Annotated in this window: 24 protein-coding genes; 14 read left to right on the top strand and 10 right to left on the bottom strand. The window is 62.8% G+C overall.

Features of this window, described 5'->3' with window-relative positions:
• The first annotated feature begins 20 nt into the window (after nt 1–20).
• The 4 genes from GYH29_RS20555 (at nt 21) to GYH29_RS20540 (ending at nt 3,188) form a co-directional block, all read left to right on the top strand.
• The gene (locus tag GYH29_RS20555) at nt 21–800 is read left to right on the top strand and encodes an ABC transporter substrate-binding protein (RefSeq protein ID WP_019102448.1); all 780 of its coding nucleotides are present in this window, start codon (nt 21–23) and stop codon (nt 798–800) included.
• A 204-nt stretch (nt 801–1,004) separates the two neighbouring features.
• On the top strand, nt 1,005–1,694 hold the full coding sequence (locus tag GYH29_RS20550; RefSeq protein ID WP_039755483.1) for an ABC transporter permease: 690 nt from the start codon (nt 1,005–1,007) through the stop codon (nt 1,692–1,694).
• Nucleotides 1,691–2,404: an ABC transporter permease gene (locus tag GYH29_RS20545; protein WP_019102446.1), complete on the top strand. Its 714-nt coding sequence runs from the start codon at nt 1,691–1,693 to the stop codon at nt 2,402–2,404. Before GYH29_RS20550 ends, GYH29_RS20545 begins: the two co-directional genes overlap by 4 nt.
• Nucleotides 2,405–2,420: 16 nt before the next feature.
• Nucleotides 2,421–3,188, top strand: coding sequence for an ABC transporter ATP-binding protein (locus GYH29_RS20540; RefSeq protein WP_019102445.1), 768 nt, complete (start codon nt 2,421–2,423; stop codon nt 3,186–3,188).
• A 267-nt stretch (nt 3,189–3,455) separates the two neighbouring features.
• On the opposite strand, the gene GYH29_RS20535 is transcribed toward GYH29_RS20540, so the two are convergent.
• Nucleotides 3,456–3,692 (bottom strand): putative hemolysin, encoded by a 237-nt coding sequence (locus tag GYH29_RS20535; RefSeq protein WP_019104223.1) that lies wholly within the window; start codon nt 3,690–3,692, stop codon nt 3,456–3,458.
• Between the two features lie 17 nt (nt 3,693–3,709).
• The gene (locus GYH29_RS20530; protein WP_161524312.1) at nt 3,710–4,837 is read right to left on the bottom strand and encodes a succinylglutamate desuccinylase/aspartoacylase family protein; all 1,128 of its coding nucleotides are present in this window, start codon (nt 4,835–4,837) and stop codon (nt 3,710–3,712) included.
• Nucleotides 4,838–4,991: 154 nt separating this feature from the next.
• Between GYH29_RS20530 and GYH29_RS20525 the strand changes: the two genes are divergently transcribed.
• The 3 genes from GYH29_RS20525 to GYH29_RS20515 are packed head-to-tail and all read left to right on the top strand — an operon-like array spanning nt 4,992 to nt 9,843.
• Entirely contained in the window at nt 4,992–6,269 is a 1,278-nt protein-coding gene (locus GYH29_RS20525; protein WP_232060427.1) for a hypothetical protein, read from the top strand.
• The gene (locus GYH29_RS20520) at nt 6,269–7,033 is read left to right on the top strand and encodes a hypothetical protein (RefSeq protein ID WP_019104220.1); all 765 of its coding nucleotides are present in this window, start codon (nt 6,269–6,271) and stop codon (nt 7,031–7,033) included. The genes GYH29_RS20525 and GYH29_RS20520 overlap by 1 nt, the downstream gene beginning before the upstream one ends.
• Nucleotides 7,033–9,843 (top strand): ATP-binding protein, encoded by a 2,811-nt coding sequence (locus GYH29_RS20515; RefSeq protein WP_043589832.1) that lies wholly within the window; start codon nt 7,033–7,035, stop codon nt 9,841–9,843. Before GYH29_RS20520 ends, GYH29_RS20515 begins: the two co-directional genes overlap by 1 nt.
• Before the next feature lie 58 nt (nt 9,844–9,901).
• Here the strand turns inward: GYH29_RS20515 and GYH29_RS20510 are convergent, their stop codons facing one another.
• Nucleotides 9,902–10,309: a hypothetical protein gene (locus GYH29_RS20510; protein WP_052051903.1), complete on the bottom strand. Its 408-nt coding sequence runs from the start codon at nt 10,307–10,309 to the stop codon at nt 9,902–9,904.
• Nucleotides 10,310–10,625: 316 nt separating this feature from the next.
• Between GYH29_RS20510 and GYH29_RS20505 the strand changes: the two genes are divergently transcribed.
• Together GYH29_RS20505 and GYH29_RS20500 are read left to right on the top strand one after the other, a co-directional pair.
• Nucleotides 10,626–10,895, top strand: coding sequence for a hypothetical protein (locus GYH29_RS20505; RefSeq protein ID WP_161524311.1), 270 nt, complete (start codon nt 10,626–10,628; stop codon nt 10,893–10,895).
• A 696-nt stretch (nt 10,896–11,591) separates the two neighbouring features.
• The gene (locus GYH29_RS20500; RefSeq protein ID WP_161524310.1) at nt 11,592–11,930 is read left to right on the top strand and encodes a DUF1484 family protein; all 339 of its coding nucleotides are present in this window, start codon (nt 11,592–11,594) and stop codon (nt 11,928–11,930) included.
• A gap of 229 nt (nt 11,931–12,159) precedes the next feature.
• Here GYH29_RS20500 and GYH29_RS20495 read toward each other — a convergent pair whose 3' ends face one another.
• The 3 genes from GYH29_RS20495 to GYH29_RS20485 all read right to left on the bottom strand — a co-directional run bounded on the left by GYH29_RS20495 (nt 12,160) and on the right by GYH29_RS20485 (nt 13,950).
• Nucleotides 12,160–12,627, bottom strand: coding sequence for a DUF1842 domain-containing protein (locus GYH29_RS20495; protein WP_043589836.1), 468 nt, complete (start codon nt 12,625–12,627; stop codon nt 12,160–12,162).
• Nucleotides 12,628–12,874: 247 nt separating this feature from the next.
• Nucleotides 12,875–13,402 (bottom strand): RDD family protein, encoded by a 528-nt coding sequence (locus GYH29_RS20490; RefSeq protein ID WP_043589838.1) that lies wholly within the window; start codon nt 13,400–13,402, stop codon nt 12,875–12,877.
• Between the two features lie 2 nt (nt 13,403–13,404).
• Complete coding sequence (locus tag GYH29_RS20485) at nt 13,405–13,950, bottom strand: gamma carbonic anhydrase family protein (protein ID WP_043589840.1); 546 nt, start codon at nt 13,948–13,950, stop codon at nt 13,405–13,407.
• A gap of 59 nt (nt 13,951–14,009) precedes the next feature.
• Here GYH29_RS20485 and GYH29_RS20480 point away from each other — a divergent pair, with 59 nt between their 5' ends.
• Nucleotides 14,010–16,043 (top strand): M3 family metallopeptidase, encoded by a 2,034-nt coding sequence (locus tag GYH29_RS20480; RefSeq protein WP_161524309.1) that lies wholly within the window; start codon nt 14,010–14,012, stop codon nt 16,041–16,043.
• A gap of 209 nt (nt 16,044–16,252) precedes the next feature.
• Here GYH29_RS20480 and GYH29_RS20475 read toward each other — a convergent pair whose 3' ends face one another.
• On the bottom strand, nt 16,253–16,429 hold the full coding sequence (locus GYH29_RS20475) for a hypothetical protein (protein ID WP_156038958.1): 177 nt from the start codon (nt 16,427–16,429) through the stop codon (nt 16,253–16,255).
• A 220-nt stretch (nt 16,430–16,649) separates the two neighbouring features.
• On the opposite strand from GYH29_RS20475, the gene xth reads away from it, so the two are divergent.
• The 4 genes from xth to GYH29_RS20455 all read left to right on the top strand — a co-directional run bounded on the left by xth (nt 16,650) and on the right by GYH29_RS20455 (nt 20,270).
• Nucleotides 16,650–17,423: an exodeoxyribonuclease III gene (gene xth / locus GYH29_RS20470; RefSeq protein ID WP_161524308.1), complete on the top strand. Its 774-nt coding sequence runs from the start codon at nt 16,650–16,652 to the stop codon at nt 17,421–17,423.
• Nucleotides 17,424–17,547: 124 nt separating this feature from the next.
• A complete protein-coding gene (rquA, locus tag GYH29_RS20465; protein ID WP_019104209.1) occupies nt 17,548–18,255 on the top strand; it encodes a rhodoquinone biosynthesis methyltransferase RquA in 708 nt (235 codons plus the stop codon).
• Nucleotides 18,256–18,410: 155 nt separating this feature from the next.
• The gene (locus tag GYH29_RS20460) at nt 18,411–18,929 is read left to right on the top strand and encodes an acid shock protein (protein WP_161524307.1); all 519 of its coding nucleotides are present in this window, start codon (nt 18,411–18,413) and stop codon (nt 18,927–18,929) included.
• A gap of 213 nt (nt 18,930–19,142) precedes the next feature.
• Nucleotides 19,143–20,270: a pyridoxal-phosphate-dependent aminotransferase family protein gene (locus GYH29_RS20455; protein ID WP_043589846.1), complete on the top strand. Its 1,128-nt coding sequence runs from the start codon at nt 19,143–19,145 to the stop codon at nt 20,268–20,270.
• Between the two features lie 79 nt (nt 20,271–20,349).
• Here GYH29_RS20455 and GYH29_RS20450 read toward each other — a convergent pair whose 3' ends face one another.
• The 3 genes from GYH29_RS20450 to GYH29_RS20440 form a co-directional block, all read right to left on the bottom strand.
• On the bottom strand, nt 20,350–21,132 hold the full coding sequence (locus tag GYH29_RS20450) for a ferredoxin--NADP reductase (RefSeq protein ID WP_019104206.1): 783 nt from the start codon (nt 21,130–21,132) through the stop codon (nt 20,350–20,352).
• Nucleotides 21,133–21,851: 719 nt separating this feature from the next.
• Nucleotides 21,852–22,892, bottom strand: coding sequence for a glycosyltransferase family 4 protein (locus tag GYH29_RS20445; protein ID WP_161524306.1), 1,041 nt, complete (start codon nt 22,890–22,892; stop codon nt 21,852–21,854).
• On the bottom strand, nt 22,880–23,710 hold the full coding sequence (locus GYH29_RS20440) for a UDP-2,3-diacylglucosamine diphosphatase (RefSeq protein WP_019104204.1): 831 nt from the start codon (nt 23,708–23,710) through the stop codon (nt 22,880–22,882). The genes GYH29_RS20445 and GYH29_RS20440 overlap by 13 nt, the downstream gene beginning before the upstream one ends.
• Between the last annotated feature and the right edge of the window lie 137 nt (nt 23,711–23,847).

Below are 23,847 nucleotides of genomic sequence, written 5' to 3'. Positions count from 1 at the left end.
AAGTCTATGAGGAGAAGCAAATGAAGAAAGCATTGGCTGTGATGGCCCTGGGTCTGATGACCGCGTCTATCGGAGCATGGGCCAAGGATTGGAAGGAAGTCCGCTTCGGAGTGGACGCCAGTTACGCGCCGTTTGAATCCAAAGCGGCCAATGGTCAGCTAGTGGGTTTCGACATCGATCTGGGCAATGAAATCTGTAAGCGCCTGAAAGCCAAGTGCGTGTGGGTGGAAAATGATTTCGACGGCATGATCCCGGCCTTGAAAGCCAAAAAATTCGACGGCGTGCTGTCCTCGATGTCGATGACGGAAGCGCGGATGAAGGAAATCAGCTTTTCCTCCAAATTGTTCAACACTCCTACCCGCATGGTGGCCAAGAGCGGTTCCGGCCTGCTGCCCACCCCGGCCTCGCTGAAGGGCAAGCGCGTGGGCGTGGAGCAGGGCACCATCCAGGAAGCCTACGCCAAGAAACACTGGGCGCCGGCCGGCGTGGAAGTGGTGCCTTACCAGAACCAGACCCAAGTGCTGTCCGACCTGACGGCGGGCCGCCTGGACGCCTCGCTGCAAGACGCGGTGCAGGCGGATGAAGGCTTCCTGAAGAAGCCGGAAGGCAAGGGCTTCGCTTTTGCCGGCAAAGAACTGGTGGACCCGAAAACCCTGGGCGAAGGCGCCGCCATCGGCTTGCGCAAAGAAGATAAGGAGCTGAAGGCCGACATCGACAAAGCCATCGCCGGCATGCTCAAAGACGGCACTTACCAGAAGATTGAAAAGAAATATTTCAACTTCGACGTTTACGGCAAGTAAACCGTAAGAGCCTGTTCAGAGTCGTATCGCCGCAGTGCGGCAGACTTTGAACCGGCTCTTGTAAGCCGCCGACAAAACCGTTGCATTGGAACCCGCAGCGCCTCCGTGGCCGGAGTTGGCCATCCGTTTTGTCGGCGGCTCGTCTTTTGCGCAAGTCAGGAACGGCCCGACGCCCACCGTCGCCGTTCCTGAAAGGGGATGAGCATGTTTTTGCATGGATTTGGTTCCATTATCTGGGACGGCACGCTGGTGACGCTGGAGCTGGCGGTGCTGTCCTTGCTGCTGGCTTTTCTCATCGGCCTCATCGGGGCCGGGGCCAAGCTGTCCAGCAATCCCTTGCTGAGCGGCGTGTCCACGTTGTACACCACCTTGATCCGCGGGGTGCCGGACTTGGTGCTGATGCTGCTGATTTTTTACAGCCTGCAGATCGGCATCAACCATCTCACCGAATGGCAAGGCATGGAACGGATTGATCTCAATCCCTTCGTTTCCGGCGTGGTGACTCTGGGCTTCATCTATGGCGCCTACTTTACCGAAACGCTGCGCGGCGCCTTCATCTCAGTGCCCAAGGGCCAACTGGAGGCCGGCACCGCTTACGGCATGAGCCACTGGCAGGTGTTTTCCCGCATCCAGTTCCCGCAGATGATGCGCTTCGCCTTGCCCGGCATTTCCAATAACTGGCAGGTGATGCTGAAAGCCACCGCTCTGGTGTCCATCATTGGCCTGACCGATGTGGTCAAAGTGTCGATAGACGCAGGCAAGAGCACTTACAAAGTGTTCTTCTTCACCTTGGTGGCCGGGGCGATCTACCTGCTGCTCACCACGGTGTCCAACTTCGTGCTGATGTGGCTGGAGCGCCGTTATTCCATGGGCGTGCGGGAGGCCGAGCTATGATTGACATCATTCAACAATACTGGCGTCCCTTCCTGTGGTCGGACGGCTACCATCTCTCCGGCCTCGCCGTCACCATGTGGCTGCTGGTGCTGTCCATCGCCTTCGGCTTTGTCGTGTCCATCCCGCTGGCGGTGGCGCGGGTATCCAAGGTCAAGTGGCTGGCGCGCAGCGTCTGGTTCTACACCTATGTGTTCCGCGGCACGCCGCTCTATGTGCAGCTGCTGTTCTTCTACACCGGCATGTACAGCCTGGACGCGGTGCGGGAGGTGGGGTTCCTCAACCACTTCTTCCGCGAGGGTTACAACTGCACCATCCTGGCGTTCGCGCTCAACACCTGCGCTTACACCACCGAGATCTTCGCCGGAGCGATCAAGGCCACCCCTTACGGCGAGATTGAGGCAGGGCGGGCTTACGGCATGAGCAAGTTCACCCTCTACCGCCGGGTGATCATTCCATCCGCGCTGCGCCGCGCGCTGCCGGCGTACAGCAATGAAGTGATCCTGATGCTGCACGCCACTACCGTGGCCTTTACCGCCACCGTGCCGGACGTGCTGAAAGTGGCGCGGGACGTCAACGCCGCCACCTACGACTCCTTCAACGCCTTCGGTCTGGCCGCCCTGATCTATCTGGGCGTCACCTTCGTCCTGGTGGGCCTGTTCCGCAAGGCCGAGACCAGATGGCTGGCCTATTTGCAGCCGGCGAAAACCTGAGAAACGGATTAAGAAGATGGACAAGCTGAATATCCAGAACATTCACAAGAGCTACGGCAGTCACGAGGTGCTCAAAGGCGTTTCGCTGACGGCCAAGGCCGGCGACGTGATCAGCATCATCGGTTCGTCAGGCTCAGGCAAAAGCACCTTTCTGCGTTGCATCAACTTCCTGGAAAAGCCGAATCAGGGCAGCATCAGCCTCAATGGCGAGCCCATCCGCCTGGCCACCACCAAGAACGGCGAGCTGACGCCGGCGGACCAGAAGCAGCTGCAAGGCATGCGCACCAAGCTGGCCATGGTGTTTCAGCACTTTAATCTGTGGGCGCACATGACGGTGCTGGAGAACGTGATCGAAGCGCCGGTGCACGTGTTGGGGATTTCCAAGGAGGAGGCCACCCAGCGTGCGGTCAAATACCTGCGCAAGGTGGGCCTGGACGAGCACGCGCAGGGAAAGTACCCGGCGCATTTGTCTGGCGGCCAGCAACAGCGGGTGGCAATTGCGCGCGCGTTGGCGATGGAGCCGGAAGTCATGCTGTTTGACGAGCCCACCTCGGCGCTGGACCCGGAACTGGTGGGCGAGGTGCTGAAAGTGATGCAGGCGCTGGCCGAGGAGGGCCGTACCATGATCGTGGTTACCCACGAGATGGGCTTCGCCCGCAATGTGTCCAACCACGTGATGTTCCTGCATCAGGGGCGGGTGGAGGAGGAGGGCTGCCCGGACGAGGTGTTCGGCAATACCAAGAGCGAGCGGCTGAAGGCTTTCTTGTCCGGCAGCCTGAAGTGATCTTAGAACGTGTTTACGATCTTGCGAGCTAAGGCGAGACAAGGCGGAAACGGCTGAGAAAGCGGAATGTACAGATGGTACATGAGCATTTCGAAGATGTTTTCAACGCCGTATTGCCGACGCGCAGCAGATCGTAAACCGGTTCTTAGTTTTACCCTGCTCAAGGGGGATACAGCCCGCCGGCGCAATATGACCGGCGGGTTCGTTGTTTTCAGGCTTGTGGATAAATCAGGAAAATGGAAAAGGCTGTGGATAAGCCGGGCGCGGCTATTGGGGATGGTCGGCGCGGAACAGCGTCCATTCTTCCACCGTGCGGCCGTCCGGCAGCTGGCACAGCGCGTACTCATTGCCCTGAGCGTCTTTTTGCGGCAACAGCTTGCCGCCTTTTTCCACGCAATACACCGAGGCTGGATTAGCCATGCCCACCGCTGGGCGCTCCGGGGCCTTGGTCTGGCTGCAGGCGCTCAGGCCCAGCAGCGCGGCGGCGCAAATCAAGATTCTCATGCGGTTTCCTTTCAAGGTCAGGCCGACAACAGCTTGCCGGATTTAAAGGCCTCGCGGCTGGCCACCTTGGCCAGTGACAGGCCGGTGGTGGTGTAGGTGCGGGCGCTGGTGGCGTACAACATGCCCGGGCGGTTGGCGCGGATCTCGCTGCAGCGATCGCTGATCGGGTCGATGACTTCGGCCAGCAGTTCGCCGCTGGCCACCTCGCTGCCCGGTTGGGCGTGATACACCACCACGCCAGCATGTGGTGCGTACAGGTTTTCCGAACCGGCCAGCGGCGTGGCGGGGAAGGGCAGTTCCGGCAGCGGCGGCGCGGCTTCGGCGATGACGCCGCGGTGGCGCAGGAAGTTGAGGATGCCTTCCGCGTCCTGGCGCGCGTAATCGTGATGGACGTCGCTTTCTCCGCGCAGTTCCACCGTTACCGCCAGGCAGGCCATGTCGATCTGCGCGTCCAGGCCTTCAGCCGTCGCCAGATCGCGCAGTTGCCACCACAGCTGGCTGCAGGCTTCGTCGAAGGGATGGTCGCCGGAGTCGGTGGCCAGCAGGGTGGCGCAAGCGCCCAGATAGCGCGACAGCGGCTCGCATTGTTCCCATAGCGGGGTGCCGGTGTACAGGTGCAGGCCGGCGCGGCAGTCGCAGTGCAGATCCAGCACCACGTCAGCGTCGAAGGCCAGCTTCATCAGCGTGTGGCGCAGCGACTGCAGCTCGCTGTCGGCGCGCAGCGCGCCCAATTGCTGGCGCGCTTCCGCGCGGATCAGCGCGGTATTGGCCTTGCCGTCGCGGCCCAGCTGTCCTTTCACCGCCTCGAAAATCGTTTCGGACAGCACCGGGTAATAGCGGTTGAAGTTCTGGCCGGTTTGCAGATCGAAACGCCCCAGCAGCTTTTCGCTCTGGTTCTGGTTCAGGCCGATGGGGTTGGCCACCGGCACCAGGATCACCTCGCCGCGCAGCAGGCTGGCGGCGTCCAGTCGCTGCAAGCCTTGCTTCAAGTGCCAGGCGGTCAGCATGCCGGGCAATTCGTCGGCGTGCAGGCTGGCCTGGATATAGATTTTCTGGCCGCTTTGCGGCACGCCGAAATGGAAGCTGGTCAGATCGCGCTGGCTGCCCAGGCTGGGCGACAGCAAGGGCTGGCGGTGGGTGTACATGGGTTCTCCTCTTACGGTGTGCGGCTCGGTCGTGGAATCTTATTCCAAACCTGCCGAGGCAAGATAGGGCCGCCGCGCGGACATGCGTTGACGAACGACCATGCCCCCCGGACAATCATGGCTTTTGCCATTCCACGCCCGCGTGCGTGGTGGAGTGCCCTTGGATTCTCTCTCCGACTTCTTCCAGCCCGGCATCGAGCCCGCCTCCTTGCAGGCGGTGTCGCGCCTGACCGGCGCCTGGCCTTATCTCGCCGTCTTCGTCACCCTGTTTCGCGGTGGCGACGAAGAAGTGCTGATGCGGCTGCTGGTGTTGCGGGAACTGGGCGGCCGAGCCGAAGCGCCGCTATGGACGCCGCAGGAAATCGCCCAGCGTTTCGCCTATTTGAACGACACCAAGCTGGCCACCATTCTGGGCCGGCTGCGCGAAGGCGGCCTTCTGGTTTACGACAGCGACGGCGGCGTCTACCAGCTGTCCGAAGGCGCGCGCGTCGCGCTGGCGGCGCTGGCCACCATGGTGGATTTTGCCGGCGACGATGTGGAGCTGGGCTATCTGACCAGCCAAGTGGCCGCCGGCCAGGCGGTGGGCCAGGTGTCCGACGAGGCGCTCAAACACCTGCTGGCGCGCTTGAACGAACTGTACGCGGAATTCGAGGAAGCGCTGGAGTCGCAATCCGAATTCCGTATCCGCGCCGCCCAGCACCGCTTGGAAGCGGTGTGGCGCTGGGTGGCCAAATCCACCGAAGTGGTTAAGAGCCTGACCCAGGACGACACGCTGAGCCTGCTGGTGCTCAATCAGGCCCAGGCCATCGCGCTGGCGCAAAGCCGCATGCTGGCGCTGGCCGGCACGTTTGAGCGCCGGCTGGCGCAATTGGCCTCGCAGCGCGTGCACCTGGGCGGTTCCGGCCTCACCTCCACCGACATCGCGGACTGGCTGCGCCGCATGGCGGCCGGCCAGCTGGCGCACAAGCTGGACGCCTGTCTGTCCATCGCCCCCGAGCCCGCCTTCCTGTCCACGCCGGAGCTGGCCGACGTGGCTGAATTCGAACTGCTGGCGCGGGAGCGCGCCAAGGCCGGCTCCATGACGCTGCCGGGTGGGGAAGCCGCGCCGCTGGCCGACGCGCCGGAAATGGAGCGCTTGCTGGAGGCCGAGGCCATGTACGACGCCTTGCTGGAGCTGGGCATGTCCGGCGCGGCCGACGCCCACATCAGCCAGGCTGTGCTGGCCGACAGTTACAACGAAACCGCCTACCGGCTGTCGCTGCTGTCTTTGATCGGCGACCCGGAAACCAGTAACGACCAAAGCATCGTCGCCGCGCTGGCCAAGCTGCCGTTCAGCCTGCAAGGCGGCGAGCGCGTGATCGAGCCGGACCACCCGGAAGTGGCGTCGCTGTCCGACGCGCGCTTGGTGGCCGCGGCGCAAAAAGGTTCTTAATGGAAACAGAAATCAAAACCCTGACCGCCCGTCTGCTGGCGCACCGGGTGGTGCCGCGCGGCGACGCGCTGGCGAAGAAGGCGCTGCTGGACGACAGCTTCCGCCTAGAGTTGGACAAGAGCCTGGCCGCCGTCGGCCTGCGCTTGGTGGAGAACCCCTACGCCGAGCATGTGGCCGTGGCGCTGCTGCCGGAAATGACCGAGCCGGTGTTTGGCTCCGGCGACGCCTGGCTCAACAACAACCTGGGCCTGCCGCGCGACGGCGTGGCGTTGCTGGTCATCCTGTGGTCCTTGATCATTCTGCCCAAGCGCGAGCGCCAGATCGCCCGCGTGGAGGCCGGCAAGGAAAATCAGAGCGATATGTTCGGCGCGCAAAAGCCGCTGGAAACCGGCGAGGCCGTGTCCACCGGCGTGTCCGAGGACGCGCTTTACGCCGACTTCGGCAAGGCGCTGGGCGGCCGCACCCGTTTCAACGCCAACCTGGGCCGCCTGGTCAACCTGGGCTTCATCGTGCGCCGCAACCGCTGGCTGGACGAAGGGCCGATGCTGGACCTGATGATCGACTACGCCCAGCTGGCGCCGCGCATCATCGAAGGCGCGCTGGCCGATGTGCTGCTGCGCCGCGAAGGCCGCGACGCGCTGGCCGACAAGCGCGCGGAAGCGACCGAGGACGAGGCAGATGCCGCCGCGGACGCCGACGACTCCGCCGGCCCGCTGTTTGACCTGCCGCCGGACGAGGACGCGGCCCACGAGGAGACGCGCTGATGTTCCAGATGAAATCGGTGGAAATGGTGCACTGGGACTTCTGGCAGCGGCTGACCGTGCCGTTGGACGCGCAGATCGTCACCATCATCGGCCCCAACGGCTCCGGCAAGACCACCTTGCTGGACGCGATGCGCACCCTGTTGGCGATCAAATGCTCGGGCAAGCGAGATTACAAGCGCTACGTTCGCAACAACAAAGAGCCCTTCGCCTATCTGCGCGGCGTGGTGGACAACCCGCGTCGCCCCAGCGGCGGCCTGTATCCGACGCCCTTCTTCCCCATCGTCGCGGACGCTGTCACCTTGCTGTGCCGGGTCAAGAAGCAAGGCGGGGACTGGGTGCGCCACTACGCCATTCTGGACGGCGACGTGCCGCTGGAGCAGGCCGAAGGCCAGGCCCAATGGCTGGGCGTGCAGGAATACCGCCGCCGGTTGGAAATGGCTGGCCTGACCCCGGCGGTAGCCGAAGTGCTGGCGTTGGAACAGGGCGATACCGACAAACTCACCGAATACAGCCCGCGCCAACTGCTGGACCTGGTGTTCCAGGTTTTTGGCGATAAGGACGTGCTGGACAACTACCAGCGCGCCCGCGACGAGCAACGCGCCACCGAGCTGGAACTGGAATCGCTGAGCCGTCAGGAAGAAGCGCTGCAGACGCGGGTGGAAACCATGAAGACCCGCGCCAACCGCTATCTGGAATGGCGGCAGCTGAATACCGGCATCGCCCGGCTGCGCGACGAGGCGCTGCCGGTGCTGGCCTATCTGGACGCCAAGTCCGCGCTCGGCAATGTCTGGAAAAACTACCGGGGCAATTTCCACTCGCTGAACCAGGCCCGGGGCGAGCATGCCGACACCTTGCAGCTGGTGGCCAAGCTCAAGGCCGCGGAAGTGGCCGCCGACGCCTCGCGCAAGGCGGCGGAAACCGCCCGCGTCGGCGCGCAGGAAGCCTTCATGGCGGCCAAGGGCGAGCACGCCGGCGTGGCCGGTCAGCTCAAGGAACGGGACCGGCTGCAAGCGCTGGCCAGCAAGGAATACGGCGCCGACGCCGCCCAGTTGGCCGATAAGCTGGCCGCGCTGCGCGGCGAAGCCGAGCAATTGAAGGACGGCCTGCGCGAACTGAAAAAGCAGCGCCAGGACAGCTCCCAGCATCTGGAGGCGCTGGAAATCGGCCGCGGCCGCGCGCCGGAAGACGTGCGCCAGTTCAAGGCCGCGCTGGACGAGGCCGGCATTGGCCATCTGATGTTGTCCGACATCGTGGAAGTGCTGGACCCGAACTGGCAGGCGGCGGTGGAAGCGCTGTTGCGCGGCTATCGCCATGTGGTGCTGCTGGAACGCGAAAGCGACCGCCGCGAAGCCTGGCGCATCGGCGAGAAACTTCGCTATCGCCACTTCGTGGTGCCGGAGCGCTGCAGCCCGCCGCGCGCCAACGCCGGCAGCCTGATGGAAGTGGTGCGCTTCTCCGCCGACGCGCCCGAGTGGCTGTACCGGCAGTTGAACAGCGTCAGCCGCGTAGACAGCGCGGAGCAGGGCGCCGACGTCAGCGGAGACTGGATCACCCGCGACGGCTACTTCCGCGAACGTCGCGGCGCGCGCCACATCGGCGTGCCGGCGCATGAGTTCGCCTTCGGCGAAGCCGCGCGCCAATCGCGGCTGCTGGCGGTGCGCGAAGCCTTGAAGGCGTTGAACACGCGCATCCTGGCCGACGAAGAGCGCTTGGTGGCGGCCACCCGCGAGGCCGCCGGCTTGGCTGAATACCTGGGCGGCATGGACGCCATCCGCCAACTGGACAGCCGCGCCGAAGAGTTTGCCGCGTTGGAAACGCGCAAGCAGGGGCTGGAAAGCGAAATCGCCCGCTTGGGCGCGGCGCTGGGCCTTGTCAGCGCGGAGAAGGAAGCCGCCGATCAGCGCTACAGCGACGCTCGGTTGGCGCACGACCGCGTTTGCCAGCGCGAACAGGACAGCCTGGCCGCCTTCCGCCAAAAACAACAGGAAGTGGAGCAGGCGCGTCGCCAAGTGCGCCGCCTGCTGTCCGAACTGCGCGAATGGGCGGAGCGTCTGCCTGATGCGGCGCTAGCGCCGGATAACGTCGCAGCGCTCGAAAGCGAGTTCGATACCGCCGCGGATGCCAAGCATCAGCTCAACTACCTGGAAGAGCGGCTGCAAAACGGCGACTGGGAGCAGGACGAAGCCGTGCTGGCCTTGAAGGACAAGCTGGTGGAGGATCTGACCGCTCTGGACCGCGAACGTCAGCGCCGCCAGAGTGAAGTGGACCGCTCGCGTGAACTCACCGACGAAGCGCGCGCCGCCTATATGGGCAAGTTGCGCGCCACCGTCCGCGTCTACGGCCAAAACGTCAAGCGTCTGGGCGAGCTGGCCGGCATCCAGGTGGAAGTGGAACTGCCGCAGCTGTCCAACGACGACGCCGCGCTGGCCCAGGCAGGGCTGGTGCTCAGGTTCAACTTCGACCAGAAGGGCCTGATGGGCATGAACGATGGCGAGGCCTCCGGCGGCCAGCAGGTGATGAAGTCGCTAATCCTGTTGATCGGCCTGATGATGGACGAGTCCAACCCGTCCGGCTTCGTCTTCATCGACGAACCGTTCGCCCATCTGGACATCTTCAACATCGACCGCGTCGCCGGCTTCCTCAAAGCCACCGAGGCGCAGTACCTGATCACTACGCCGAATACCCACAACATCAATATCTTCGCGCCGTCGGAGCTGACGCTGGCCACCCGCAAGAAGCGGCCGGGCGAGCAATGGGCGCCGCCCATTCTGCAAACCCGCCGTCGAGTGGACGGCGGCGAGCCGGTTTGAGCCAGACCATGCAGCCGCCCCTAGGGGCGGCTTTTTTCTATTGGGCGGGCACCGCCGCTCATGGCTGGTTGTAGCTGTACTCGATGCCGTTGATCGTGGACTTGAAGCCATATCGCGGGAAGGCCGGATTCGGGTTCTTGGCGAGGTAAGCGTCCGCCAGCGCCTCGGCCGCCTGGCGGTAGAACTTAGTCTGGTTCTTGTTGTACCAAGGGTCGTCGTGGGGGTTGGGATTGAATTTGTAGCTCTGGTCCCGGCCGCCGGCGATGTAAATGCGGATGCCGCGCGCGCCGGGGCCGGAGCCGCCGCTCTTTTGCTCCACGTAGTTAAAGGTGATGCCGCTGTTTTTGTAATTGGGCAGGCTGCCGCTGATGTTGGCCGCCAGCGCGCCGCCGGCGGTCAGAGACAGCGCGCTGACGGCCAGCAAGGCCGCGACGCGGCGGAACAGGAAGTTGAGTGGGGGATTCATGGCATTCCTTCAGGTAATGGTTGAGAACCGTCGGCAAGCGGTCGGCTTTGCCGGCGAGGCGTTAGCGTCGTGAAATGGCGCGTAAATGTCGCCTATTTATACAAATGGCAATTAAACTACCTAATTTAATGACATTTAGATTGTGAAGATAGGCGAGCGCGGAGCGATCAGCAAGCGTCGCATGCCAGTCCTTAATACCGGGGCGGGCAAGCGGCGATGGCGCGCTTGAGCGGGACAGGGGCGCTTGAATGGCGGTTCGCCGTCTCTGGCCTATGCTGAGGAGGAGGCATGGGCGTAGTGAGAAGGCGGGTTTGAAATGGAAGAACGCGACTTGGTGGGCAGCGCCATTCCCATGGCGCAGCTCAAGCTGGAACTGCGGACGAATGGCGTATTGGTCATTTCCGTGTACGAGATCGACGACGAAGAGCCGTTTTTCGTCTACGAGTCCGACAACGACTTTGACCCTGAGGCGATTTTGAGCGCCGCGGAGCGGCGTCTGGACCCGGTGCGGCTGGATGTGTTCAAGCATGTGTTCTTCCAGGCCCGGGACGATGTCGAGGACGGCCGGGACGAGGGCGACGGGTAGAGGACTTCCGCGCGGCTTCGTCCATTGCAGGCCAACACCCCGCCCAGCCGGGGTGTTGTTTTTACGCCGGTCGCCATGGCTTTGACCCTGATGAACCGGCAAGTACAATCTTGGCCGTGCCGTTCAATTGGCGGAGCCGGACTTGGCGACCTGAATGTATGCATTCCTCTGTCGAGGGTGGTTTTCTCGCACCTATTTAAAGCAATGTAGTTGTGTTTCCTATGGCAGGCCGTGGCAGGAAGACCTTGATGGTCTGCCGGTTCTCAGTGCGCCGGTTCGCTAACCCTGTCACGTGCCTGTTTTCCCCCATGTGTGGCAGATGTTCCCGCGGCTTAGCCGGGAACGGTGGCCGCCATGGCCTTGACCCTGATGGACAAGCAAGTAACAATCCTTGCCGTGCTGCCGCCATAGCGGCACCGGGAGTGGAAACCCGTATTGCTGTAAGAAGGCAGACGCGTTGTATGCGCGCGTCTGGTGGCCATTCCACGCCTGCAAGGCGGGGGGTGGCAGGGAGGCCCTAGCGCCTGCCGATTGCCTTCTTGTCGGTTTTCCACCCCTGTCACCTGCCCGCCACCTGAGTGGAAACGGGTGTCGGGCCGATCTTTTCGAAGAAGGAGGCCCCATGCTCATCCGCTATTTGTCTCATTTCTCATTACCGTCCCCCTTGCCGTCTCCGCACTCTGAGGAGGCCCGGCCATGACTGCGCTGCCACTTGCCGCCTCCTCCCAGAGCCCGCGCCGGGAGCTGGCCCGCACCTTGAGCCGTCTGCATCAGATGCGGATGGAGCACGAGAGCCTGGCCTTGATCGACACTCAACTAGCCTGGCTGGACCACGCGATCGGTGAAATCGACGACATCCTGGACCACGTCATCCAGTGCAAGCAGGCTTTGGCCTTGCTGCTGCAACTGCTGAGCTTGAGCGGACAGGCGCAATTGCCGGGCCGTACGCTGTGGGCCTTGCTGGAGCCGGTGCAGCAACGCTTGGCCGAGGCTTGCCAGGCGTTGGACGATCAGTTCGACGGAATACGCGCCTGAGCCAGCGCCAAAACGCCCGAAGCCCGCCTGGGGGCGGGCTTCGGGTACTGATGGATGGCCCGGTTAGGGAACCGGGCGCATGCGCTTAGAACCATGTTTACGATCTGCTGCGCGTCGGCGATACGGCGTTGAAATCCGCTTCGAAATGCTCATGTACCACTCGTACATTCCGCTTTCTCAGCCGTTTTCGCCTTGTCTCGCCTTAGCTCGCGAAATCGTAAACCTGTTCTTAGCGCAGGTTCAGCGCTTTGATCGCGTTGTTGATTTCATCCGCCAGCCGTACTTCCTGACCCAGCTGCTCGTGCCATTGCTGGTTCTGGAAGAAGGCGTAGCGCGCCTTGGAGTTGTTGCCGGCTTGCCAGCCGTCTTTCAGTTGACCGTCGAAGAAGAACTGTTCCAGCAGCGCGTGGCCGGCGGCGTGGGCCTGGTTTTGCGCGTGCTGCTCGTGCAGGCGCGGCGCGCCCACCAGATGCAGTTCGATGTCGCGGCCCTGCTCTTCGTAGCGGCCCTGGATCGGGTGCTCGAACACCAGCGGCTGCAGCGTGGCGTGGGTGATGGTGGCGCGGCCGGTGATATGGCGCGACGGGGTGTATACGGTCAGGTCCAGCCGCAGGTTCAGGCCGCCCGCTTGGCCGGGTTTGTTGACGTTGTAGCTGACGATGAACAGGCCGGATTTTTGATCGCGATCGATAGTCATGTTTGGACTCCTTGAGATCAATAACATCAGATGAGAAGTTGGAGCGTCTGGTGGGACGTCCAGGCCCAATGGCGATGTGCGAGCCGCGGCGGTAACCGCTGCTGCCCTGTAGTTATATAACCTTTGATTTTATTTTCAGCCGTACTTAATGGCAGTTGGAAATAAAGAGGGGATGGGGCTTGCGCGCGGGCTTAGGGTGGGGAGGGGTAGAAAATCGCGCCGCCGGGGCTGGCGGCGCGAGGGAAAATCAGGCTTGTTGCTCAAAGCGCACAGGCTGTTTGCCCAGGCGCTTGGCCCGCACCACCACGGTGCCGGCGATCTTGTCGTGCCAACCCTGTTTGCGGGCGTCCAGGCCTACCCAGATCAGGCCCAGCAAGAAGGGGAAGCAGGATACGAAGTAGCCTAGATAGCGCAGCGCCGCTTGCCCCGGCGTCATCGGCGCGCCGGTTTTGGCGTCCACGATGCGAGCGCCCAGCAGCATCTTGCCCGGCGTGCTGCTCTTGAACCACCAGAAGGCCAGCACCGCCGCCGCGGGCAGCACCCAGTTGATCATCAGGCCGGCCAACGGGCTCAACTCAAAGCGGCCTTGCATCATGAAGGCCTGCATCATCCAGCCGTCGCCGCTTTCCGCCACGCGGCTGGTTTCGCCGCCTGCGCTGGCCAGCAGCCAGATCGCCGGAGCCAACACGAGGCACAGCAGCAGGGTGTCGACCAGACTGGCTAGCACCCGCAGCCAGAAGCCGACGTATTCCAGTTCTTCCGTGCCCTCTTGCATCTTCAGTCCTCCAGATTGGGTTTGTGCTTGGCCGCCACGCGCAGGTAGTGTTCGGCGGAGTATTGGAAGTAGGCCAGTTCTTTGTCGGTCAGCGGCCGCGCCTGCTTGACCGGGTTGCCCAGGTAAAGATAGCCGGACTCCAGCCGCTTGCCCGGCGGCACCAGGCTACCGGCGCCGATCAGCACCCGCGGTTCGATCACCGCGCGGTCCAGCACGATGCTGCCGATGCCGACCAGCACTTCGTCGCCTATGGTGCAGCCGTGCAGGGTGACGTGGTGGCCGATGGTGACGTTGCGGCCTATCACCAGCGGCGCGCCGGCCGGGTCCGCGGCGCTTCTGTGGCTGACGTGCAGCATGGCGAAATCCTGGATGTTGGAGTTCTCGCCAATGCTGATGGCGTTGACGTCGCCGCGGATCACGGCGTAGGGCCAGACCGAGGCGCCTTCCGCCAACGAGACTTCGCCGATGACCACCGCAGCCGGGTCGATGTAGCAGCTGTCGTGGATTTGCGGCTGATGCCCGTCATAAGGGCGGATATTGCTTTTCATCGGTCTGTCCTCATCTGAAATCGGGTAAAGTTCCCATCATACCCCCACAGGATGCCAATATGAGCCAGAACCCCTTGCTGGACTTTTCCGGACTGACCCGTTTCGCGGAGATCAAACCGGAGCACATTTCCCCCGCCATCGACGAATTGCTGTCCGCCGCGCGCGCCGCGGTGGCGCGGCTGACCGCGGAGCAGGGCGCGCCCAGCTGGGAAAGCTTCGTCGATCCGCTGACCGACGCCACCGAGCATCTGGGCCGCGCCTGGGGCGTGGTGGGCCATTTGAACGCGGTGGTGAACACGCCGGAGCTGCGCGAGGCTTACAACGCCAATATTCCGCGCATTTCTGAGTTTTGGACCGAGATGGGCCAGAACCTGGATTTGTACGCTCGCTTCAAGGCGCTGGCGGCCAGTCCCGAGCATGACGGCTACAGCGCGGCGCGCAAGAAAATCGTTTCCAACGATCTGCGTGATTTCCGCCTGTCCGGCGCGGAACTGCCGCAGGCGGAGAAAGAGCGTTTCGCCGCCATTCAGACGCGGCTGGCCGAGCTGTCCGCCAAGTTCGAGCAGAATGTGCTGGACGCCACCGACGCCTTCAGCCTGTACATCGAGGACAAGGCCGAGCTGTCCGGCGTGCCCGAGGATTCGCTGGAACTGTTCGCCGCCGCCGCGGCCGGCGACGACAAGAGCGGCTACAAGATCACGCTGCAATTCCCGTTCTACTTCCCGGTGTTGCAGTACGCGGACAACCGCGCGCTGCGCGAAAAGCTGTACCAGGCCAATGTGCAGCGCGCCTCGGAGTTCGGCCCGGCCGAACGCGACAACAGCCCCATCATCCGCGAAAAGCTGAAACTGGCGCGCGAGGAGGCACAGCTGCTGGGCTTCGCCAACTTCGCCGAACTATCGCTGTTCACCAAGATGGCGGAAAGCCCGGAACAGGTGATTGCCTTCCTGCGCGACCTGGCCGCGCGCGCCAAACCGTTCGCGGTCAAGGACCGCCAGGAACTGGAAGCCTTCGCCGCCGCCGAACTGGGTCTGGCTAAGCTGGAAGCCTGGGATCTGGCCTACGCCGCGGAAAAGCTGCGCGTGGCGCGCTACGCCTTCTCCGAGCAGGAGGTCAAACAGTACTTCCCGGAAAGCAAGGTGCTGCCCGGCCTGTTCGGCGTGGTGTCCACACTGTTTGGCGTGGAAGTGCGCCCAAGCAGCGCGCCGGTCTGGCATCCGGACGTGCGCTTCTTCGACATCCATAAGGACGGCCAGTTGGTCGGCAGCTTCTATTTCGACCTGTACGCCCGCGACGGCAAGCGTTCCGGCGCCTGGATGGACGACGCGCGCGGCCGCCGCAGCAAGAGCGGCCAGGTGCAGACGCCTATCGCCTATCTGACCTGCAACTTCACCCGTCCGGTGGGCGACAAGCCGGCGCTGTTCACCCACGATGAAGTGATCACCTTGTTCCACGAGTTCGGCCACGGTCTGCATCACATGCTGACCCGCGTCGATGAATTGGGCGTGGCGGGCATCAACGGCGTGGAGTGGGACGCGGTGGAGTTGCCCAGCCAGTTCCTGGAAAACTTCGCCTGGGAATGGGACGTAGTGCAGGGCATGACTAGCCATGTGGACAGCGGGGCGACTTTACCGCGCGAGCTGTTCGACAAGATGCTGGCGGCCAAGAACTTCCAGAGCGGCATGGCTACGGTGCGCCAGCTGGAGTTCGCGCTGTTCGACCTGCAGCTGTACAGCGTATTCGACGCCGACAAGGGCGACTGGCTGGCCTTGCTGGATGAAGTGCGCCGCGAGGTGGCGGTGAACTTCCCGCCGGCTTACAACCGCTTTCCCAACAGCTTCAGCCATATCTTCGCCGGCGGCTATTCGGCCGGCTATTACAGCTACAAATGGGCGGAAGTGCTGTCCGCGGACGCCTATGCGGCTTTCGAGGAGGCCGGCGGCGCTAACCCGGACACTGGCAAGCGCTTCTGGGACGAGATTCTGGCGGTGGGCGGCAGCCGCCCGGCGCTGGAGTCCTTCCGCGCTTTCCGCGGCCGCGACCCGCAGATCGACGCCTTGCTGCGCCATTCCGGCATGGTGGAGACGGTTTGAAACGGCCGTTTTATGCCGGGGGAAAAATATTCCGGTCTTTGTCGGAACTCTTGTGAAGTGTCGCGGCTCTAATTTTTTGCTCAGTGGGTTATCTCCAGAGCAGCAAGCGAGCCAGACGCATATCAGGGTAGATTGATATAGTGTCTATTGCGCGCCTCCGTGTAGACGGAGGCGCCTTTTTTTTGCCGCGGATCGCGCGGCTAAAAGATTCAGCTATCTCGCTCTGGTTTGGCGGACGGCGTCAGCGGCTGCAAGATGTGGCGGCGCTGGAAGGTGGGAGTTCGCATCGAGAAGGGCGGCGTCAACGGCGCCAGACGAGGACGGTTGGGATTGCGCGTCGGGCATAATGCCTGTTGCGCGTCGTGCTGCTTGTGCTTGATAGTCAAGAACTTGCTCCGGTTACAACGACGCTTTCGATCATAGGCGGGCATTCCGGGCCTTGGCAAATTCCCGTCGTCCGGCTGTTGTTTATTTGTTTAAACACTTTTGTTTAATCAACCATTAAATAATCGACGTCAGAGACTGTCGCCGCCCAAAGCTTGGCAGTGCCGCGCGCTGCGGTTATGGTGTCGGCCTTTGCATGAAAAACATTTGGAGAGCCCACCGATGCGTTTTGCCACCTGGAACGTCAATTCCCTCAAGGTCCGCCTGCCGCAGGTGATCCAATGGTTGTCCGACAGCCCGGTGGATGTGCTCTGCCTGCAAGAACTGAAAATGGATCAGGATGTGTTTCCGCTGGCCGAGATCGAAGCGGCCGGCTACCGCGCCGCCTGGTTCGGCCAGAAAACCTACAACGGCGTGGCCATTCTGGTCCGCGCGCCGCTGGAGCTGGAGGACGTGGTGTGCGGCATCCCGGATTACGGAGACGAGCAGCGCCGGGTGATTGCCGCCACGGTGAACGGCATCCGGGTGATCTGCGGCTATTTCGTCAACGGCGAGGCGGTGGATTCGCCCAAGTATCCGTACAAGCTGGAATGGCTGGCCAATCTGGAGCGCTATGTCGCCGCCGAGTTGCAGCGCCACCCGCAGCTGCTGCTGTTGGGCGACTACAATATCGCTCCGGAAGACCGCGATGTGTATGACCCGGAAAGCTGGCACGAGCAAGTGCTGTGCAGCACGCCGGAGCGCGACTCCTTCCGCCGTCTGATCGCGTTGGGCCTGAGCGACAGCTTCCGACTGTTCAATCAGGAGGAGAAGCAATACAGCTGGTGGGATTACCGCGCGATGATGTTCCGCCGCAACAAGGGCGTGCGCATCGACCATATCCTGGTAAGCGACGCGTTGAAGCCGCGGGCGCTGGACTGCGTGATCGACAAGGCGCCGCGCAAGTGGGAGCGGCCGTCGGACCATACTCCGGTGGTGCTGACGCTGGCGGATTGAGTGTCTCCGCCATTCTAAAGGCCGGCTGCCGCCGGCCTATCCGCCAGCTTTCTTGGCTTGCCTCAAAAATATCGCCGGCCGGTTTTGCTAGTCTGGAGCTTTCTTGCTTTCAGATGGCTGCGCGATGACCCAAAACCACCCCAAGCTGCCGGTAGACCCGTATTACGAGGGCGTGCCGGAATATATGACCCAGGTATACGACTGGGCTTACGTCAACCCGCGCAAGGCCGGCTGGCTGGATCGCAACCTGGTTGTGCGCGTGTTGCTGTTCTTCAACGATCAAAGACTGATGCGCGCCTATCTTGAGCAGATCCGGCCCGGCGACAAGGTGTGGCAGGTAGCCCATGTCTACGGCGACCTGGTGCAGCGGGCCGCGGACCGGGCGGGCCAGGACGGGCGCTTCGTGCTCACCGACATCACCCCGGTGCAGATAGAACACGCCGAGCGCAAGCTGCGCGATCGTCCTCAAGCCGCGGTGGTGCGCGCCAACGCCGGCAATTACCGGCTGGAATCCGACGACTTCAACTTGATCTGCAGCTTCTTCCTGCTGCACGAGGTGCCGGATCATCTGAAGCGCGCCATCGTCGACAATATGCTGTCGCAAGTGCCGCCCGGCGGCCGCGCGGTCTTCGTCGACTACCATAGGCCCAAGCCGTGGCAGCCGATAGGCTGGCTGCTTAAATGGGTGAACCGCGCGCTGGAGCCGTTCGCCGAGGCGCTGTGGAATCATGAGATCCGCGACTATGCGCAAGAGGCCGACGGTTTCGACTGGAGCAAGCGCACCTTGTTCGGCGGGGTGTATCAGGTGACGACGGCTAAGAGGAAGCCTTGAGGGCGCGCCGTACTTGACGTTACACGGGCTTACAAGCGACTAACAGACCCGGGAAGGGGGCAGGGCTAGGATACGTCTCAAGGAAGCGCCGAATCCGGCGCGATTGATCGGTGAACGGGAGCCCAGGCTCCCAAGCCTGAAACTGGAGATGCATCATGAACAAACTGACTCTGCTTGCCCTGACCGCCGCTTTCGGCCTGAGCTCCGCCGCTGGTTTCGCCGCCGAAACCGCCAAGCCGGCCGCTTCCGCTCCGGTAGCCAAAATGGCTCCGGCCGCCAAGAAAGTTGAAAAGCACCCGGCCAAGATCCACCACGCCAAGAAAGGCGAAAAGGTAGCCGCTTCCGCTCCGGCGCAAAAAGCCCAGGCCGCCAAGGCTGAAGCCTCTTCTCCGGCCAAGAAGCACGCCGCTAAGAAGCCGCATGCGAAGAAGGCCGCTTCCGCCGCCGCTCAGAAAGCCCAGGCCGCCAAGGCTGAAGCTTCCGCTCCGGCCAAGAAGCACGCCGCTAAAAAGCCGCACGCCAAGCACGCCAAGAAAGTAGCTTCCGCTCCGGCTCAAAAAGCCCAGGCCGCCAAGGCCGAAGCTTCCGCCCCGGCCAAGAAGGTCGAGAAGAAAGCCGCTCACAAGAAGCACGCCGGCAAGGCCAAGAAGGCCGCTGCTTCGGCTGCCAAATAAACCGGACTTCGCGTCTGGCTCGCTAAAAAAACAGGCCCCTCAGGGAGGCTAAGACTCAAAGGAGGCTTCGGCCTCCTTTTTCTTTGTGAACGGGACCGCCGGCGGGACAGGCGCGCCCGGCGGCCTTATGCTGTTACACTCGAGCGGTTCGATGCCGGTCGCATGCTCCGGCCTTGAAACCGCTTTCGTTCATTTCGCGCTTAAGGAGCTTCCATGTTAGCCGCCCCGCAAGTTTCAGCCTTCCTGCCGCCGCGCCGCATTCTGATGGGACCGGGTCCGTCCGATGTTTATCCGGAAGTGCTGGCCGCTCAGGCCCGCCCCACCGTCGGCCATCTGGACCCGCTGTTCGTCGGCATGATGGACGAGGTGAAAAGTCTGCTGCAATACGCGTTCCAAACTGCAAATCCGATGACAGTGGCGCTGTCTGCGCCGGGCTCCGCCGGCATGGAGGCCTGCTTCGTCAACCTGGTTGAGCCGGGCGAGAAAGTCATCGTTTGTCGCAACGGCGTGTTCGGCGAGCGCATGCGCCAGAATGTAGTGCGGCTGGGCGCGGTGCCGGTATTGGTGGACAGCCCCTGGGGCCAGCCGGTGGACCCGGACGCGGTGGAGAGCGCGCTGAAAGCCAATCCGGATGCTCGTTTCCTGGCTTTTGTCCACGCCGAAACCTCCACCGGCGCGCTGTCCGACGCCAAGACGCTGTGCGCGCTGGCCAAGAGCCACGGCTGCCTGAGCATCGTCGACGCGGTGACTTCGCTGGGCGGGGTGGAGCTGCGGGTGGACGAATGGGGCGTGGACGCGGTGTATTCCGGCAGCCAGAAGTGTTTGTCCTGCGTGCCTGGGCTGTCGCCGCTGTCGTTCTCGCCGGCGGCGGTGGACAAGCTGCAGGCGCGGCAAAGCCCGGTGCCTAGCTGGTTCCTGGACCAGACCCTGGTGATGGCCTACTGGGGCGGCGGCAAGCGCAGCTACCATCACACCGCGCCGGTGAACGCCTTGTACGCGTTGCATGAGTCGTTGCGTCAGTTGGCCGGCGAGGGGCTGGAGGCAGCCTGGCAGCGCCATCGCGATATGCATCTGATTCTGCGCGACGGCTTGGAAAAGTTGGGGCTGAAGTTTGTGGTGGACGCCGCGGCGCGGCTGCCGCAGTTGAACGCGGTCTATATTCCCGAAGGCATAGACGACGCCGCCGCGCGCAATCGTTTGTTGCAGGAGTACAACCTGGAGATAGGCGGCGGCCTGGGTGATTTGGCCGGCAAGGCCTGGCGCATCGGCCTGATGGGTTACGGCGCGCGCCGCGAGAACGTGGCCTTGTGTCTGAAAGCGCTGGAGAGCGTGCTGAAGTAAGCGCCGGCCCGCCATTGGAATAGAAAAACGCCATCCGTGAAGGATGGCGTTTTTATTGCGGCGGCGGTCTGGCGCCGGCTTATTTTTCGACGAAGGCGCGTTCGATCGCGTAGTCGGCCGGTTCGCCCATGCGCGGCGATTCCTTGAAGCCCATGCCGTTCAGGATCTCGCACAGGTCGTGCAGCATGGACGGGCTGCCGCAGATCAGCGCGCGGTCGTGTTCCGGGTTCATTTGCGGCAGGCCGATGTCGGCGCACAGTTTGCCGCTGGTGATCAGATCGGTCAGTCGGCCCTGATTGCGGAACGGTTCGCGAGTCACGGTCGGATAGTAGATCAGTTTTTCGCGCACCATCTCGCCGAAGAATTCGTTTTCCGGCAGTTCTTTGGTGATGTAGTCGTGGTAGCCCAGCTCGCTGACCCAGCGCACGCCGTGGGTCAAAATCACTTTGTCGTAACGCTCGTACACGTCCGGATCTTTGATGATGGACATGAAGGGGGCGAGGCCGGTACCGGTGGACAGCAGGTAGAGGTTCTTGCCGGGCAGCAGGTTGTCCTGCACCAGGGTGCCGGTGGGCTTCTTGCTGATCATCACGGTGTCGCCCACCTTCAGGTGCTGCAGGCGGGAGGTCAGCGGACCGTCCTGAACCTTGATGCTGTAGAACTCCATGTGCTCTTCGTAGTTGGAGCTAACGATGGAGTAGGCGCGCATCAGCGGTTTGCCGTTGACTTCCAGACCTATCATCACGAACTGGCCGTTGATGAAGCGCAGACCGGCGTCGCGGGTGCAGGTGAAGCTGAACAGGGTGTCGTTCCAGTGATGGACGGACAGGACCTTTTCGGAGGTCAGGTTGGGAGAGGACATAAGGTTTGCTGCTCGCTAATTTATGAAGTAGAAGCTCGAAAAGTATTGGGGCCGATTTTAACCGGTTTGTCGCTTCGCCGCTCGCTCTTGCTGGGAAAATCCGGAGCAATCGGCGTTAAATTCAATTGGAACAGCATGTTAACCGACATTGCGGACGTAGCTGAACGATTGTTTTCTGATGTGTTTATCGCTGAGCGTTATTTGCCGATTCGCCATAACGAAAGAGGGCGTCACCATGGCGGGACGCCCTCTCAGACAACATACGGAGAGATACTGTGCGCTTTACCCTTGCTGGCTTCACTACCACTACTACTGCCGCAAGGCCGTTACCAAAGAGCGGGCTGTCGAAGACAGCTCAATGACGTTGCCGTGTTGAGGCGGAGCCATCATCATGACGGGCTGCCGCGCATGTGTCCTTGATGGACATCACAGAAAGACCAACCGCTTCTTTCTTATTTGGCAAATCGACAAACGGTAATTTCAAGTTTGCTAACTCTGAATTTGGCGGACCGGCCGGGCCGGGACTGCTGATGCTCCGTCTTGGAGGCTGGCTTGGCGTTGCGGACTGTGCCGATTTGGCTGGCCGTGGTTATTGGCCGATGCTCAACGCGTGTATCACTGGATGGCCGCCGGCATTCTGCCGTGAAAGCATTCGGAACCCTCCCTGTCGTGTTGACCATTCCACTATAAGACTCTGCCGCGCCCAATGCAAGAGGGGTTCAGCCGGCCTTTGGGTCTGGCAGCGGGGCGGCCAGCGCCAGCCGCGCGGGGCGCAAATGTTGTTCGAACTGGCGGCTGGCGGCCTGCCAGGAATAACGTTCCGCGACGGCGCGAACATGGCCGCGGTCCAGCACCAGCGCCTTGAGGCAGGCGGCGCGCAGATCCGCGTCCAGCACGCCGGCGCCGCTGTCGCCCACTACGTCCAGAGGGCCTGCCACTGGATAGGCGGCCACCGGCGTGCCGCAGGCCATCGCCTCCAGCAGCACCAGGCCGAAGGTGTCGGTCAGGCTGGGGAACACGAAGACGTCGGCTGCGCGGTAGAAACGCGCCAGCTCATGCTGGGGAAAGATGCCGGCAAAGTGGACGTCCTGATATTGCTGTTTCAGCCGCGCCAGTTGTGGGCCGTCGCCCACCACCCATTTGCTGCCCGGCAAGTCCAGCTTGAGGAAGGCTTCGATGTTCTTTTCCACCGCCACCCGGCCGATGTAGACGAAGCGCGGCGGCGCGGTGCCGTCCAGCCGATCGCGCGGGCCGGGGCTGAACAGCGCGGTGTCCACGCCGCGGCTCCACAGCTTGACGTTGCGGAAGCCGCGGGCGGTCAAATCGTCGGCGATGGATTGGGTGGGCACCATCACGCAATGGGCGGCGTTGTGGAAGCGGCGCATCCAGGCGTAACTGACCGCCAGCGGCAGCCGGCAGCGGGCGTGCACGTATTCCGGAAAGCGAGTGTGGTAGGCGGTGGAGAAGGCCAGGCCGTGGCGCAGGCAATAGCGGCGAGCGGCCAGGCCCAGCGGTCCCTCGGTGGCGATGTGGACGGCGTCCGGGGCGAAGGCGGCGATGCGCGCGGCCACTTTGCTGTAGGGGAACAGCGACAGCCGGATGTCGGGGTAAGTGGGGCAGGGCAGAGTGCGAAAGGCCTGCGGGGTGATCATTTCCACCTGGTGTCCGAAGCCGGCCAGTTCACGGGCGGTTTCGGTCAGCGAGCGGACCACGCCGTTGACCTGGGGCAGCCAGGCGTCGGTGACGATCAGGATGCGCATGTCGGTTCCTTGTGGTCGGCTTGCGCCGCTTGGGGTTGCGGCGTGGCGGCCGGCTGCCCCAGCTGGGTCCAGTACAGCACTTCCAGCCGTCCGTCGGGGTGTTCCACCAGCGCGGACAGGCTTTCCACCCAGTCGCCGCTGTTGCCGTAGAGGATGCCGTCGATATCGCGTACCTCGGCCTTGTGGATATGGCCGCAGATCACGCCGTCGAAGCCGCGCCGGCGCGCTTCTCCGGCGAGAATGGTTTCGAAGTTGCTGATGAAGTTGACTGCGTTTTTGACCTTGTGTTTCAGGTATTGCGACAGCGACCAGTACGGCAGGCCCAGTTTCAGCCGCGCCCAGTTGAAGCCGCGGTTCAGTTCCAGGATCAGGGTGTATAGGGTGTCGCCGACGTAGGCCAGCCATTTGGCGTATTGAATCACGCCGTCGAACTCGTCGCCGTGCAGGATCAGCAGCCGCTTGCCGTCGGCGGTGCGGTGCTCGGCCTCCTGGCGGATGGCGATGCCGCCGAAGTCCAGTCCGGCGTATTGGCGCGCCGCCTCGTCGTGGTTGCCGGGCACGTAGATCACCTTGGTGCCCTTGCGAGCCTTGCGCAGCACTTTCTGTACCACATCGTTGTGGCTTTGTTTCCAGTACCAGGATTTTTTCAGTTGCCAGCCGTCGACGATGTCGCCGACCAGGTACAGGTATTCGGATTCGTGGAAACGCAGGAAATCCAGCAGGTGGTCGGCGCGGCAGCCGGAGGTGCCGAGGTGGACGTCGGAAATCCAGATCGCGCGCAGTTGTCGGGCGCTGTCGGGGGCGGGGTCTGGCTGCATGGCGGCTCCGTCGGCCTGTGGACTGCTGGCGATGCTGCCAGCGGCAGGTGACAGCCGCGTGAGATTTCAGTGACGAGGCGATGAAATTTCTTGAGCGCAGCCTTTAAGATTGTCTTAAGCGCAGGCTGCTGCAATCA

Origin of the sequence: Chromobacterium haemolyticum, assembly GCF_009936155.1 — a bacterium.
GTDB classification, from domain to species: Bacteria; Pseudomonadota; Gammaproteobacteria; order Burkholderiales; family Chromobacteriaceae; genus Chromobacterium; species Chromobacterium haemolyticum.
Note: the sequence above shows the minus strand (reverse complement) of the source record. Positions and strands in the feature narration are given on the sequence as shown.